We start from the raw sequence: 13,525 nt of genomic DNA on the forward strand, positions 1-13,525 counted from the left end.
CCGGTCCGGTTCGGCCACCCTGAGCAAGCGCGCCATGGGCCGCGCAGTCAGGCTCTGCCAGATGACCGTGCCGATGATCAGCAGAAAGGTCATCGGCAACAGCCGGTCGGCGTGCGGCACGTCCATCTTTTCCAGGCGCAGGGCAAACAGCGCCGACACCGCTGCCGCCACGATGCCGCGCGGTGCGATCCAGGCCAGCAGGCTGCGTTCGCGCCAGTTCAGCCCCGACCCCCAGGTCGAAAACAGCACCTTCAGCGGCCGCCCGACCCACAGCATGGCCACCAGTACCGCCAGCGCGGGCCAGCCCAGATCGAGCAGCTGGCTGGGCGCCACACGCGCCGCCAGCAGAATGAACAGCGCTGACAGCAGGATCTGACTGAGCGTTTCCTTGAATTCCAGGATGTCGCGCACCGGCGCACCCGGCTGGTTCGCCAGCCAGAGGCCCATGATGGTCACGGCCAGCAGGCCGGATTCATGCTCCAGGGCATTGGACAAGGCAAACGCGCCAAACACCCAAGCCAGCACCGACAGATTGACCAGGGAATCCGGCACCCAGTTCCGCCGCAGCAGCACGCTCAATAGCCAGCCGGCCACGACTCCGACGCACAGGCCCACGACCAGGGTAGCGCCAAAGACCCACAAGGCATGGCCCCAGTCGCGGGTCATGCGCAGCGCCACCATCAGGTCGTAGGACACGACCGCCAGCAGCGCGCCAATCGGATCGATCAGAATCCCCTCCCAGCGCAGGGCCTGCGCCACGGGCGCTACGGGGCGCACGGTCTTGAGCAACGGCGCGATGACGGTCGGCCCGGTCACGACCGTGATGGCCCCGAACAGGACGGCCAGGTCCCAGGGGAAATCCAGAAAGACATGCACCGCCACCGCCGCCACTGCCCAGGCGATCAGCGTGCCACCCATCACCAGCCGCCGCACCACCCGCTCCAGCCCGCGTGTCTGGTGGAATTCCAGCGTCAGGCTGCCTTCGAACAGGATCACGGCCACCGACAAGGACACGATGGGAAACAGCAGGTCGCCGAACAGCGCATCCGGTTCCAGCCAGCCGGCAAAAGGCCCCATGGCGATGCCCGCCAGCAACAGAAACAGAATGGCCGGCACCCGCAGGCGCCAGGCCAGCCACTGGGCGCCCATGGCCGCCATGCCGATGCCGGCCAGCATCAGTTCAGGGCTGTGCATCATCTCGCGTTTCTCCATCAACAGCCCGCCCATCACCGACGCGCCGCCCGGCCTTCGGCCAGACTCGCCAGCCCCGCGTCCGCATCTGACGCCAGGTCTTGAGCAGGCCATAGGACAAGTGGGTTTTTTCCTGGCCGACCGGAATGTCGGGCCTGACCCGTATCCAGGACGATTTGGCATACCCCAGGCGCTGGTCCGGATAGACACTGCGGTGACCGATGATCAGGTAGGCAGCGATGGCCGCACCGGCCGCATACAGCGTACCGACCGCACCGCCGAACAACTCCACCCCCATCAGGATGGCGGCCAACGGCGTGTTCGACGCGGCAGCCACCACCGACACCAGTCCCACAGCAGCCCCCAGGGCGGGGCTGATGCCGAACAGGTGCGCAAAGGCGTTGCCCGCCACCGCACCGATGACGAACTGGGGCGTGACGATGCCGCCGTAGAACCCGGACCCCAAGGTCACCGCCACCAGGATCGTCTTCCAGAGGAAACCCGTGTAGGGCATGGCTTCGCCCATCAGGGCCCGGTCCATGAGCGGCAGGCTCAGGCCCAGGTAGTCCGTCGGGATGGCCGTGGACACCAGCAGCGCCAGCACCAGGCCACCCGCCATCGGCATCAGCGGCGGCCACACCCCCCAGCGAGCCTGCCATCGTTGGCAGGCGTGGCGCACCACACGGATCAGGTCCACGAACACGCGCGCCACCAGCCCGCACAGCATGCCGACCAGGATGGTGCGCAGAAACAACGACTCGGAAAACACCGGCAGCACCTCGACCGCGTAGTGCTCGTAGGGAATGCCCAGGGCCTTGCTGACCTGGTACGAGGTCACCCCGGCGATCAGCGCAGGAAACAGAAAATCGTGGCGGATGCGCCCGATGACCAGCATCTCCACCCCGTACAGGGCGCCGGCGATCGGCGTGCCGAACACGCTGGCAAAGCCGGCGCTGACGCCGCAGGCCACGATGCGCTGGCGCAGATCGGTGTTCAGCCTGAACAGCTGACCGATCACCGCCCCCAGGGACGCCCCCAGGTGCGAGCATGGGCCTTCCTTGCCGGCCGAACCCCCGCTGGCCAGGGTAATGATGGCCGCCACCGGCTTGATCCACAGAGTCCGCCAGGGCATGCGCCCACCCTGTTCGTACACGGCAGCGAAGATGGAATCCTTCAGGCCGCAGGCCGCCAGGCGGCGGCGCGCATGGCCCATCAGCAGGCCGTTGGCCAGGCCCGCCAGGGGCAGCAGCAGCCAATAGGCCCACACGGGCATGGCCTGGGTGTGTCCGGTCGCAAAGAACAGCGCGTGCAGGAACAGGCTGGTGCCGGTGCCGACCACCAGCCCGGTCAGAGAAGCCAGGATCAGCCATTGCAACACCGTCGCGAGCATCACGGCGGGTTCCAGCAGATCGATTCGGGGCGCGGAGGGCAGTTTCATTGAGCGGACGACAAGCGCGCCCGGGACGGGCCTGATCTGCGGCAGTATAGCCGAGGCCGCTGCCCCTCCATGCGCTTCCGGCCCATGCCACCCCCGGCCGAATGCTGGAAATACCCTGTCTTTTCTAGGGTGATTACCGAGTGGTGCGCGGGCCGACCCTTGCTACTATTCAGGATCTCTCCCTATCGAAATTGAAGAGGAACCCACCATGCCCATCACGAAATGGCTGGCCGCGTGCGCCATGGCGGTCACCGCTGCCATCGCCGCCGCTCCCGCGCAGGCAGACACCAAGTTCATCAACATCCTGACCGGCGGGCAAAGCGGAGTCTACTATCCGCTGGGCGTGGCGCTGTCCCAGATCTACAACAAGCACATCCCCGACGCCAAATCCACCGCACAGGTCTCCAAGGCTTCGGCCGAAAACATGAACCTGCTGCAGGCCGGTCGTGGCGAACTGGCGTTCGCGCTGGCCGATACTGTGTCGGACGCCTACACAGGCAGCGCCGAGGCCGGTTTCAAGGCTCCCTTGAAAAATCTGCGCGGCATGACGGCTACCTACAACAACTACATCCAGATCGTCGCCAACGCCGATTCCGGCATCAGGACCCTGGCCGACCTGAAAGGCAAGCGCATCTCGGTGGGCGCCGCCCGCTCCGGCACCGAACTGAACGCCCGCGCCGTCCTCAAGGCCGCCGGCCTGTCCTACGACGATTTCGACAAGGTCGAATACCTGCCCTTCGGCGAATCCGTCGAACTGATGAAAAACCGCCAACTGGACGTGACCCTGCAGTCCGCCGGCCTGGGGGTGTCCTCGATCCGCGACCTGGCGACCTCGGTCAAGATCGTCATCGTGCCCATCCCGGCCGACGTCATCGAAAAGATCGGCAATGCCGCCTATCAGGCGGCTACCATCCCCGCCGGCACCTATGAAGGCCAGACGGAAGACATGCCCACCGCAGCCGTGCCCAATTTCCTGGTGACTGCCTCGACGGTGCCTGACGACCTGGTCTACCAGATGACCAAGGTCTTCTACGAACAGCTCGACACCCTGAAATCCGCCCACAATGCGGCCAAGTCGATCGAGCTTGACCATGCCATGAAAGGCATGCCGGTCCCGCTGCACCCGGGCGCCGAGCGCTACTACAAGGAAGTCGGCCTGATTCAATGATGCCGCACGATTCCGGCGGCTCCAGTCTGAACCGGAGCCACCGGAACGGTCCATTTGCCTCCGGGCGGTTCCGACCTGCGTCTGAACCGCCCTTTCAGTACCCTGGTCTGCACCCATGAGTTCTCCCCACGACACCGCCGCCCAGCCGCTGCCGCGCAGCATCTTCTGGATCGCCGTGATCTTTTCCTGTTTCCAGATCTGGACGGCAGCCTACAGCCCGCTGTCCAGCCAGGTGGTTCGCTGCATCCACGTCGGCTTCGTGCTGTTGATGGTTTTTTCCCTGTATTCAAGCGGCAGCCGCGCGAACCGGGCGCTGGGCTGGGCCCTGGGCGGCCTGGGCTTCGTTCTCAGCCTGTACCACTGGATCTATGAATCCGACCTGACGGCACGCGCCGGCCAGATGACCGACGCCGACATGGTCGTAGGCATCATCACCATCCTGCTGGTCTTCGAGGCCACCCGCCGCATGATGGGCTGGGCCCTGCCGATCATCTGCGGCCTGTTCCTGGCCTACGGCCTGTTCGGCCAATACATTCCCGGCCCCTTCATGCACCGGGGCTATGGTTTCGACCAGATCGTCGGCACCCTGAGCTTCGGGGTGGAAGGCATCTACGGCACGCCCACCTACGTGTCATCGACCTACATCTATCTGTTCATCCTGTTCGGGGCGTTCCTGGAACAGGCGGGCATGATCCAACTGTTCAGCGACTTCTCGATGGGTACGGTCGGTCACACGCGCGGCGGCCCGGCCAAGGTCTCCGTCGTCAGCTCCGGCCTGATGGGTACCATCAACGGCTCGGGCGTGGCCAACGTCGTGACCACCGGCCAGTTCACCATCCCGCTGATGAAACGCTTCGGCTATTCCCCGGCCTTCGCCGGCGGGGTCGAAGCCACCTCCAGCATGGGCGGGCAGATCATGCCGCCGGTGATGGGCGCAGTCGCCTTCATCATGGCCGAAACGCTCAACATCCCCTACGTGGAAGTCGTCAAGGCCGCCCTCATCCCCGCCATCCTGTATTTCACCACCGCCTTCATCTCGGTGCACCTGGAAGCCGGCCGGCGCGGCCTGCACGGCCTGGCCAAGGAAGACTGCCCCGACCCCTGGAAAGCCGTGCGCGACCGCTGGTACCTGCTGCTGCCCCTGATCGGTCTGGTGGCGCTGCTGTTCTCCGGCTACACCCCCCTGTTCTCGGGCACCATCGGCCTGGGCCTGACGGTGATCCTGATCTTCGGCGCCGCTGTCATCCAGGGCGCCTCGCAACCCGTCCTGCGCTACGTATTCTGGCTGCTGCTGGGCATCGCCTGCGCAGGCTTCATCCAGTTCGGCGTGACCGACTTCTTTGTCATCATCGCCGCACTGACCGCCGTGCTGCTGGTGCGCAAACACGGGCGCGACACCCTGCGACTGGCCCTGAATTCCCTGGCCGAGGGCGCACGCAACGCGCTGTCGGTCGCCGCAGCCTGCGCGCTGGTAGGAGTCATCATCGGCATCATCAACCTGACGGGCGTGGCCGCCGAATTCGGCGGCCAGGTCATCGCCATCGGCGAGAGCAACCTGTTCCTGGCCCTGTTCCTGACCATGATCACCTGCCTGGTGCTGGGCATGGGCATCCCGACGATCCCGAACTACATCATCACCAGTTCCCTGGCCGCGCCCATTCTGCTGAAACTGGGTGTGCCGCTGATCATCTCGCACATGTTCGTGTTCTATTTCGGCATCATGGCCGACCTGACCCCGCCGGTGGCGCTGGCGGCCTTTGCCGCTGCGCCCATCGCCCGCGAAAACGGGCTGAAGATCAGCATCCAGGCGCTGCGCGTGGCCGTGGCCGGTTTCGTGGTGCCCTACATGGCCGTCTATGCGCCGGCCTTGATGCTACAGGGCGGCGACGCGCTGGACGTGGCCTACATCGTCTTCAAGGCCCTGCTTGCCATCACCTTGTGGGCCGCTGGCATCACCGGCTTCCTGCTGACGGCGCTGAACTGGTTCGAACGGCTCTACATCATCGCAGCAGCCGCCCTGCTGGTGGCCGCAGTCCCGCTGACCGATGACATCGGCTTTGCCGCCACGGCGCTCTTCCTGGTGTGGCACGTGGCCCGCAGTCGCCGCGCACGCGCGGCGCAAACGGCTGCCTGATGCTGGGCGCCCTGGGCGTCTGCCTGAGCCTGGCGGCGGCGCCCCAGGTACCGCCGCGCTTCGTCCCGGTCCGGGCCTTCACCCTGGCCTGGACCCATTCGATCGAAAAAATCCGCTGGGAAGAGGACTACACCGTCCAGGCCGACCCGGACGACCGCCCGACCCTGATCCCGGGACAGGCGCGAATCCGGGGTTCTGGCGCGGGCATGGAGCCGCCGCCGGACGCCGTGCTTCGCCCCGACGGCTGGTACGTCTACCAGCCGCATATCCGACCGCTGGACGAACTGCGGCTGACGCGCTCGCCCTACGTGGCCGACTACGATTGGTGCGCCGGCGGGCATTGCGTACCTCTGCGGGCCATCATGCCGACCGATGGCGACGTGACCCTGCTGCGACCCTGCCGGAATCCCTGACCGATACGCCAAAACCCGTCACATTCCGGCAACCTGACCAGCCGGACGGGTGACGCCGCGCAGGATGGACTGTGCCGGATGCCGTTCAGGTCTTGTCATTCCGCAATGAAAACATGATAATCATTCTCATGTATATTTGTGTATGCAATGCGATCAGCGAACGCCAGGTCCAGGATGCCATCGCCCAGGGTGCGCAGGATCTGGGCGATCTCCAGGCCCAGTTGGGCGTGGCGACCTGCTGCGGCCATTGTGCCGACACAGCGGTGGAATATCTGCCAGGCGGTCGTTATGCGGCCGATGTCGGCACCGCCAGCGGGCTGACTGGGCCGGTCGAAGTCACGGTGCTGTCACGCATCGCGCAGCGCCACGTCGCCTGAATCCAAGCCGCATCTTCCTTGCCGTGCCCCTGGTTCCCCGGGCGCGCGGGTCGTGCTAGCCTTGTTTTTCGCGACCTGTCCAATTCCGCTCGGGCCGCGCACCAAGGAGACACAGGCCATGAAAGGCGACAAAACCGTCATCCGCTATCTGAACCAGCAGCTGAAAAACGAACTCTCGGCCATCAATCAGTATTTCCTGCACGCGCGCATGCTGCGCCACTGGGGCTTTACCGCGCTGGGCGAACACGAATACAAGGAATCCATCGGCGAAATGAAACACGCCGATCTGCTGATCGAACGCATCTTCATGCTCGACGGCTTGCCGAACCTGCAAGATCTGCACAAACTGCTGGTCGGCGAAAGCGTGCCCGAAATCCTGGCCTGCGACCTGAAACTGGAAACCACCGCCCAGGCCACGGTCAAGGAAGCCATGGCCTACTGCGAATCCGTGCAGGATTTCGCCTCGCGGGACCTGTTCCTGACCATCTTGAACGACACAGAAGAACACATCGACTGGCTGGAAACACAGATCGGCCTGATCGAGCAGATCGGATTGCAGAATTACCTGCAGTCCCAGCTGTAACCCCCCTGCCCAGTCCGGCCCGGGACCGGATCAGAAACCCGATTTTTTCGCGGGACAGCCGGCGACACGGCCCCAGGCCGCGTGAGGTTCGCAGTATTTGTTGCGCGCCGCCCAGGCGCACGAAGGCCTGGAAAAAAACCCCAGCGACTCGCAGGCCTTGAGTTCCGCCTGGAAGGCCGCCTGCCACTGGCCATCGGCCTCGGCCGTCTGGGCCGTCGGCGGGGGCGGCGGGGCAGTCGTCACGTCGATCGGCTGGATCACCTGACTGCCGCCCAGGCTGCCGAACTGCGCAATACCCTGCAAGCCGTCGCCCAGTTGATTCCGGGACGCCAGTTCGATGGCCTCGTCCATGGAAATCGTAGTGGTCGCCAAGGCGATCGGCCGGCCAGCGTCCAGCAGGGAATCCTGCTGGATCCGCCAATCGACGGGTGGCGCCAGTTCCGGCACGCCCTGGCGGCCGTCGGGCAACACCTGCGGGGCAGACGCGACATAGGGCTTGCCATTGGCATCCAGCACGACAGCCTGGTCCAGTTCGGGGTGTGGTTTCGGCATCTGGATCTGCGCCGGCCCATGCGCAATCAACCAGTCGCCCAGCTGCAGGCCACCCCAGGCAGATGCGCCTGCGGCCAGCAACAGAACAACGAAAATCAGACGCCAGGACATGAACGGGTCGCCTCGTCTATCGATGCGGTTCCTGCATTGTATAGGATGCTTCCGGCCGGCCTGGATACGGCTTGTGTCCAGGTTTGCCGCAGGCTGGCCCAGCAGCGAACAGGGTTCATGCGAAAACCCGTCCGGCGTGTTCGCGCATGGTGTGGAATTCGATGTCGGGGTAGCGTTCCTGGGCAACCCGCAACTGCGCGGGCGAACTGGCCAGAAAGGCCACGGCATCCACGACGTCATAGGCAATGTTGGCGGCGTTGGCATCCATGAATTTCTTCAGGGCCTTGGGATCGGAGCTGGTGATCCAGCGCGCCAGACTGTAACGCGCCGGCATCAGGCGGGCATCCACGCCATACTCGGTTTTCAGGCGGTGGGCGACCACCTCGAACTGGAGCTGGCCCACGGCCCCCAGCAGCAGCGCCCCCCCGGCCGCCTCGGGGCGAAACACCTGGATCGCGCCTTCTTCGCCCAGCTGTGTCAGGCCGGTGCGCAACTGCTTGGTGCGCAGGGGATCCTTGACCTCGACCGCCTGGAACAATTCCGGCGCAAAGAACGGCAAGCCCGTAAAAGTCAGGGATTCGCCTTCGGAGAGCACATCGCCCAGCTGCAGGATGCCATGGTTGGGGATGCCGATGATGTCCCCAGCGTAGGCCTCCTCGACGATCTCGCGCCGCTGGGACAGGAAAGACACGACGTTGTTCGGGCGGATTTCCTTGCCGTTGCGGGCGACCTTCAGGCGCATGCCGCGTTCGAACCTGCCGGAACTGACGCGCACGAAGGCCACCCGGTCGCGGTGCGCCGGGTCCATATTGGCCTGGACCTTGAACACCACGCCAGTGAACTTGGGCTCTGCAGGCTGCACGCTGCGCTCCAGCGCGGCCCGCGGGCCGGGCGCGGGCGCCAGTTCGACCAGGGCATCCAGGACCTCGCGCACACCGAAATTATTGATGGCCGAACCGAAGAACACCGGCGTCTGGCGACCATCCAGGAACGCCGCATGATCGAAGGCCGGCATGGCCCCGGTGATCAGCTCGATCTCCTCGCGGGCCTTGGCATAGGCATCACCGAAACGCGCCGCCAGTGCCGGATTGTCCAAGCCTTCAATGGTCTCGTCATCGTCCCGATGACGCTCGGCACCGGGCCGGAAGACCCGCATCCGACCATGACGCAGATCGAAGACCCCGCCAAAATGGCGCCCCATGCCCACAGGCCAGGAAAACGGGATCGCATCCATGCCCAGGTGGCCTTCGATCTCGGAGAGCAGGTCCAGTGGTTCACGCACTTCACGATCGAGCTTGTTGATGAACGTGATGATGGGCGTATTGCGGGCGCGGCAGACCTGCAACAGGCGGATGGTCTGAGGTTCGACACCATTGGCCGCGTCGATCACCATCAGCGCCGCGTCCACGGCGGTCAGCACCCGATAGGTGTCTTCCGAGAAATCCTGGTGACCCGGGGTGTCCAGCAGATTGATGACGCAGTCACGGTATTCCATCTGCATCACCGAGGACGCCACCGAAATACCCCGTTGCTTTTCGATTTCCATCCAATCGGACGCGGCATGCCGGCTGGCCTTGCGCGCCTTGACGCTGCCGGCGATCTGAATGGCCCCTGCAAACAGCAGCAGCTTTTCAGTCAGCGTCGTCTTCCCGGCATCGGGGTGGGAAATAATGGCAAAAGTACGTCGGCGGGCGACTTCGTCGGTCAGGCTCATGAGAAGGTCGGGTGGGGCTGCGGGATGATCGGCTTCAGTGCTTGTGACTGAAAGAGGCCAGAACGGTGCCAGCCAGGATGAACATCGATCCGAAACTGCGATTCAGCCAGCGGATGTGGCCCGGCTTGCGCAGCATTCGCAAGATGCGCGAAGCCAGCGAAGTATAGCAACTCATGGCCACCAGATCGGTGAAGCACAGCGTGGCGCCGATCAGGAAATACTGCATCGACAGCGGCCGGTTCAGGTCCAGGAATTGCGGCACCACGGCCAGCAGGAACATGGTGCCTTTGGGATTGGTGATATTCACCAGGTAGCCGCGCAGCAACTGGTCGCGCACCGGATGCGCGCTTTTCGGCGGGCGGGCCTCGACCACCACAGGCGCGGCATCAGTGCGAAACTGGCGCACGCCAAGATACACCAGATAGGCCGCGCCGATCCATTTGACGACCGTGAAGGCCCATTCGGACGTGGCCAGCAGGGCACCGACGCCCAGGGCCACGATGAACATCTGGCAGATAATGCCGGCCTGCAGGCCGACGAGGGTCCAGACGCTGTGGCGAAAGCCGTATTTCAGCCCCGAGGCCATGGCGCACAGCGCCCCGGGACCGGGCGAAAATGAAATCGCCCAGGATGCGGTGAAAAAAGCCAGCCAGATGGACAGGGCCATGCAGAACTCCGATGCGCCGGCGGGCGGGTCAATCCTTGCGCAGCAAGGCGGGGCGACCCGATGTGCCTGGGCGCGCATCCCGGCGCACTGCCTGGGGCGCGCCGCCGTCACGCGCAGGCCGCCCACCCGGGGCACGTCCACCATTGCGGCGGGCGTCCGGGCCGGAACGGCGGTCAGCCGCAGCGGCATCCGACCGGCGGCCATCGCGGCCAGCGCCGTCCCGCCGTCCGTTGTCAGTGCGCCGGCCACCCCCCGCACGGCCAAAGCCTTCGCCCTGCAAGCGCGCCATTGCGCGTTTTTCCCGGGCATCGGGCGCGGAATCGGCCGTCACCATGGAAGCCGGATTCCAGCCTTCCACAGTGATCGGCTCGATGGTCTGCCTGGTCAGGCGCTCGATGGCGCGCAGCAGCTTGACTTCGGACGTATCCACCAGCGACAGCGCACTGCCGGCGCTGCCGGCACGGCCTGTACGGCCGATGCGGTGCACATAGTCCTCGGGCACGTTGGGCAGTTCGAAATTGACCACCTGCGGCAGTTGATCGATGTCCAGGCCGCGGGCGGCAATGTCGGTGGCCACCAGCACCGCTACCTTGCCGTCCTTGAAGCCGGCCAGGGCCTTGGTGCGCGCGGCCTGGCTCTTGTTGCCGTGGATGGCGGCCGCAGTCAGGCCATCTTTCACCAGTTTTTCGGCCAGGCGATTGGCGCCATGCTTGGTCCGCGTGAACACCAGCACCTGGTGCCAGCCGCTTTCACGGATGATGTGGCTGAGCAGATCGCGCTTGTGCGCCTGGTCGGTCATCACCACCCGCTGGCTGACCAGTTCGGACGTGGTATTGCGCCGGGCCACGGAGACTTCGCCCGGATTGTGCAGGATGCCCTGGGCCAGACTGCGGATCTCGTCGGAAAAAGTGGCGGAAAACAACAGGTTCTGGCGTTTGGCCGGCAGCAGCTTGAGCACACGGCGGATATCGTGGATGAAACCCATGTCCAGCATGCGGTCGGCTTCGTCCAGCACCAGGATCTCGACACCGGACAGGTCCAGCGTCTTTTGCTGCGCATGGTCCAGCAGGCGGCCCGGGGTGGCCACCAGGATGTCCACCGGTTTCTTCAACGCGGCGATCTGGGGATTGATGTTGACCCCGCCGAACATCACCATGGAACGCACGGACGTGTGCTTGCCGTAAAGACGCACGGATTCTTCCACCTGCGCGGTCAGCTCACGCGTCGGGGTCAGGACCAGCACGCGAGGGCGGCCCGGACGCGCAGCGGCAGCGGGGTGGCTCAACAGGTAATGCAGAATCGGCAGGGTGAAGCCGGCCGTCTTGCCCGTCCCGGTCTGGGCCGCGGCCAACAGGTCGCCGCCTTCCAGGACGCGCGGGATGGCCTGGGCCTGAATCGGCGTGGGGTGCGTGTAGCCCGCATCATGGACGGCACGCAACAGGGGTTCCGCCAAGCCGAGCGAGGCAAAGGTAATCGAAGTATCCAAGAAAATGACTCCTGCGACTGCCTATCGCTCGAACCGAGCGATACCAATCGAGGCTGACGCATGAAGACTGAAGGGTGCCGCAGCGGCGCGGATGCGCGCCGGGGGACCGAAAGACGTCGCGCGGCGACTGGCTGGCCGCGCAAAGCCAGTTATTATAACGTGACTTCCGCCCTTCAAAGGGCAACACACGAGAGGCCCGGATGTTCCAACGATATCTGAACCTGGCTGCGCTGGCAGCCCTGACGCTGCTGCTTTCGGGCTGCGGCTACAACGAAATCCAGCGCCAGGACGAGCAGGTCAAGGCCGCCTGGTCCCAGGTCCTGAACCAATACGAGCGCCGTGCCGATCTGGTGCCCAAGCTGGTTTCTTCGGTCAATGCCTACATGGTCAATGAGCGCACCGTGCTGCAACAGGTCACGGACGCACGCGCCCGGGTCGGCCAGATCCGCATCAGCGCCGACGATCTCGACGACCCGGCCCTGATGGCCCGCTTCGAACAGGCCCAGGGGGCCCTGTCCTCCAGCCTGTCCCGCCTGCTGGCGGTCTCGGAAAACTACCCGCAACTCAAAAGCGACGGCCTGTTCCGCGACCTGATGACACAACTCGAAGGCACGGAAAACCGCATCTCCGTGGCGCGCGAACGCTATGTCGGCGCGGTGCAATCCTACAACCTGACGATCCGCCAGTTTCCCACCCTGATCACGGCGCGGATATTCGGCTACCAGCCCAAGGCCCAATACGGCCTGGACAAGGCCGACGAGGTCATGCGCGACCCTGAAGTGAAATTCGACCTGCCCCAGGGACAAGGCAAATGAACGTGCGCCGCGCACTGGCGGGCGGCCTGCTGACACTGGGAATCCTGGCAGGCATCAACGCAGCGCCGACCCTGGCCGCAGACGGATCCCTGTCGCCGGCCACTGCATCCCAGGCCGCCCGGAGCGCACCGGATACCGGCACCCCCATCGCCGTGCCGGCCTGGACCGGGCCGGTCATGGACCAGACCGGCATCCTGACACCGGCACAGGTCGGGGCATTGACGGAACAGGTCCGCACCCTGGAAACCACGCACGGCTCGCAGCTCTTCGTCCTGCTGGTGCCCACCACCGGGGGCGAGACCATCGAGCAATACGCGCGCCGGGTCTTCGACCAATGGGCCATGGGGCGAAAAGACATCGACGACGGTGTGCTGCTGCTGTTGGCCATGCAGGACCGCCACCTGCGCATCGAAGTCGGCTACGGCCTCGAAGGCGCCGTGACGGATGTGGATGCCGGGCGGATCATCCGTGAACGGATCGCGCCGCGCCTGGCCGAAGGCGATGCCTATGGCGGGGTGCAGGCCGGGGTCTCGGCCCTGATCGGCCTGATCGCTGGCGAACCACTGCCGCCCCCCACCCAGCCATCGAACGAGAGCGACGTGCTCGACGAGCGCGTGATGTTTCTGCCCCTGACCTTCTTCGCCCTGGTGACGACACCGCTCATCGGCGCCCTGCTGATGGGGGGCTTCGTGTTCGTGCTGACCGAAAGCCTGCTGTGGGCCGGTCTCGGCGCGCTGGCTGGACTGGCGCTGGGGATCCTGGGCAAAGTGCTGCACATCCCCGACCGGCTGGCGCGCGGTCGCAAACGTCGAGGCACCGGCCGGGGAGACGGCGGTTTCGGCGGAGGCTTTGGCGGCGGGGGCGGCTTTGGCGGTG

13 protein-coding genes are annotated in these 13,525 nt (G+C 65.2%); 7 read left to right on the forward strand and 6 right to left on the reverse strand.

The window, feature by feature from the left end:
• On the reverse strand, positions 1–1,197 hold a 1,197-nt coding region (locus tag RBR29_RS06680), incomplete at its 3' end, for a sodium:proton antiporter (protein WP_320348186.1).
• Positions 1,181–2,629 carry a chloride channel protein gene (locus RBR29_RS06685; RefSeq protein WP_320348187.1) on the reverse strand — a complete coding sequence of 483 codons (1,449 nt, stop codon included), beginning with the start codon at positions 2,627–2,629 and terminating at the stop codon, positions 1,181–1,183. The genes RBR29_RS06685 and RBR29_RS06680, both read right to left, overlap by 17 nt.
• A 208-nt stretch (positions 2,630–2,837) precedes the next feature.
• Here RBR29_RS06685 and RBR29_RS06690 point away from each other — a divergent pair, with 208 nt between their 5' ends.
• The 5 genes from RBR29_RS06690 (at position 2,838) to bfr (ending at position 7,304) form a co-directional block, all read left to right on the forward strand.
• Positions 2,838–3,797: a TAXI family TRAP transporter solute-binding subunit gene (locus RBR29_RS06690; protein WP_320348188.1), complete on the forward strand. Its 960-nt coding sequence runs from the start codon at positions 2,838–2,840 to the stop codon at positions 3,795–3,797.
• Between the two features lie 115 nt (positions 3,798–3,912).
• Positions 3,913–5,931, forward strand: a complete 2,019-nt coding sequence (locus RBR29_RS06695; protein WP_320348189.1) for a TRAP transporter permease — start codon at positions 3,913–3,915, stop codon at positions 5,929–5,931.
• The gene (locus tag RBR29_RS06700; RefSeq protein WP_320348190.1) at positions 5,931–6,344 is read left to right on the forward strand and encodes a DUF1850 domain-containing protein; all 414 of its coding nucleotides are present in this window, start codon (positions 5,931–5,933) and stop codon (positions 6,342–6,344) included. The genes RBR29_RS06695 and RBR29_RS06700 overlap by 1 nt, the downstream gene beginning before the upstream one ends.
• 128 nt (positions 6,345–6,472) lie before the next feature.
• Positions 6,473–6,721, forward strand: coding sequence for a (2Fe-2S)-binding protein (locus RBR29_RS06705; protein WP_320348198.1), 249 nt, complete (start codon positions 6,473–6,475; stop codon positions 6,719–6,721).
• Between the two features lie 118 nt (positions 6,722–6,839).
• Positions 6,840–7,304 (forward strand): bacterioferritin, encoded by a 465-nt coding sequence (bfr, locus tag RBR29_RS06710; RefSeq protein WP_320348191.1) that lies wholly within the window; start codon positions 6,840–6,842, stop codon positions 7,302–7,304.
• A 30-nt stretch (positions 7,305–7,334) separates the two neighbouring features.
• On the opposite strand, the gene RBR29_RS06715 is transcribed toward bfr, so the two are convergent.
• The 4 genes from RBR29_RS06715 to RBR29_RS06730 all read right to left on the reverse strand — a co-directional run bounded on the left by RBR29_RS06715 (position 7,335) and on the right by RBR29_RS06730 (position 11,834).
• Positions 7,335–7,967 (reverse strand): hypothetical protein, encoded by a 633-nt coding sequence (locus RBR29_RS06715; protein ID WP_320348192.1) that lies wholly within the window; start codon positions 7,965–7,967, stop codon positions 7,335–7,337.
• Between the two features lie 115 nt (positions 7,968–8,082).
• A complete protein-coding gene (locus tag RBR29_RS06720) occupies positions 8,083–9,681 on the reverse strand; it encodes a peptide chain release factor 3 (protein WP_320348193.1) in 1,599 nt (532 codons plus the stop codon).
• 34 nt (positions 9,682–9,715) lie between these two features.
• Positions 9,716–10,348, reverse strand: coding sequence for a LysE family transporter (locus tag RBR29_RS06725; RefSeq protein WP_320348194.1), 633 nt, complete (start codon positions 10,346–10,348; stop codon positions 9,716–9,718).
• Positions 10,349–10,376: 28 nt separating this feature from the next.
• Entirely contained in the window at positions 10,377–11,834 is a 1,458-nt protein-coding gene (locus RBR29_RS06730) for a DEAD/DEAH box helicase (RefSeq protein ID WP_320348195.1), read from the reverse strand.
• A gap of 200 nt (positions 11,835–12,034) precedes the next feature.
• Here RBR29_RS06730 and RBR29_RS06735 point away from each other — a divergent pair, with 200 nt between their 5' ends.
• Both RBR29_RS06735 and RBR29_RS06740 read left to right on the forward strand, forming a co-directional pair.
• Positions 12,035–12,649: a LemA family protein gene (locus tag RBR29_RS06735; RefSeq protein ID WP_320348196.1), complete on the forward strand. Its 615-nt coding sequence runs from the start codon at positions 12,035–12,037 to the stop codon at positions 12,647–12,649.
• On the forward strand, positions 12,646–13,525 hold an 880-nt coding region (locus RBR29_RS06740; RefSeq protein ID WP_320348197.1), incomplete at its 3' end, for a TPM domain-containing protein. The genes RBR29_RS06735 and RBR29_RS06740, both read left to right, overlap by 4 nt.

It is taken from the genome of Castellaniella sp., from assembly GCF_034007085.1.
In the GTDB taxonomy this organism is placed as follows: Bacteria; Pseudomonadota; Gammaproteobacteria; order Burkholderiales; family Burkholderiaceae_B; genus Castellaniella.

What these genes read in the sequence shown, in the direction of transcription:
- RBR29_RS06685 (WP_320348187.1), bottom strand. Translation starts at nt 2,629, where the DNA reads ATGAAACTGCCCTCCGCGCCCCGAATCGATCTGCTGGAACCCGCCGTG.
- RBR29_RS06690 (WP_320348188.1), top strand. Translation starts at nt 2,838, where the DNA reads ATGCCCATCACGAAATGGCTGGCCGCGTGCGCCATGGCGGTCACCGCT.
- RBR29_RS06695 (WP_320348189.1), top strand. Translation starts at nt 3,913, where the DNA reads ATGAGTTCTCCCCACGACACCGCCGCCCAGCCGCTGCCGCGCAGCATC.
- RBR29_RS06700 (WP_320348190.1), top strand. Translation starts at nt 5,931, where the DNA reads ATGCTGGGCGCCCTGGGCGTCTGCCTGAGCCTGGCGGCGGCGCCCCAG.
- RBR29_RS06705 (WP_320348198.1), top strand. Translation starts at nt 6,473, where the DNA reads ATGTATATTTGTGTATGCAATGCGATCAGCGAACGCCAGGTCCAGGAT.
- bfr (WP_320348191.1), top strand. Translation starts at nt 6,840, where the DNA reads ATGAAAGGCGACAAAACCGTCATCCGCTATCTGAACCAGCAGCTGAAA.
- RBR29_RS06715 (WP_320348192.1), bottom strand. Translation starts at nt 7,967, where the DNA reads ATGTCCTGGCGTCTGATTTTCGTTGTTCTGTTGCTGGCCGCAGGCGCA.
- RBR29_RS06720 (WP_320348193.1), bottom strand. Translation starts at nt 9,681, where the DNA reads ATGAGCCTGACCGACGAAGTCGCCCGCCGACGTACTTTTGCCATTATT.
- RBR29_RS06725 (WP_320348194.1), bottom strand. Translation starts at nt 10,348, where the DNA reads ATGGCCCTGTCCATCTGGCTGGCTTTTTTCACCGCATCCTGGGCGATT.
- RBR29_RS06735 (WP_320348196.1), top strand. Translation starts at nt 12,035, where the DNA reads ATGTTCCAACGATATCTGAACCTGGCTGCGCTGGCAGCCCTGACGCTG.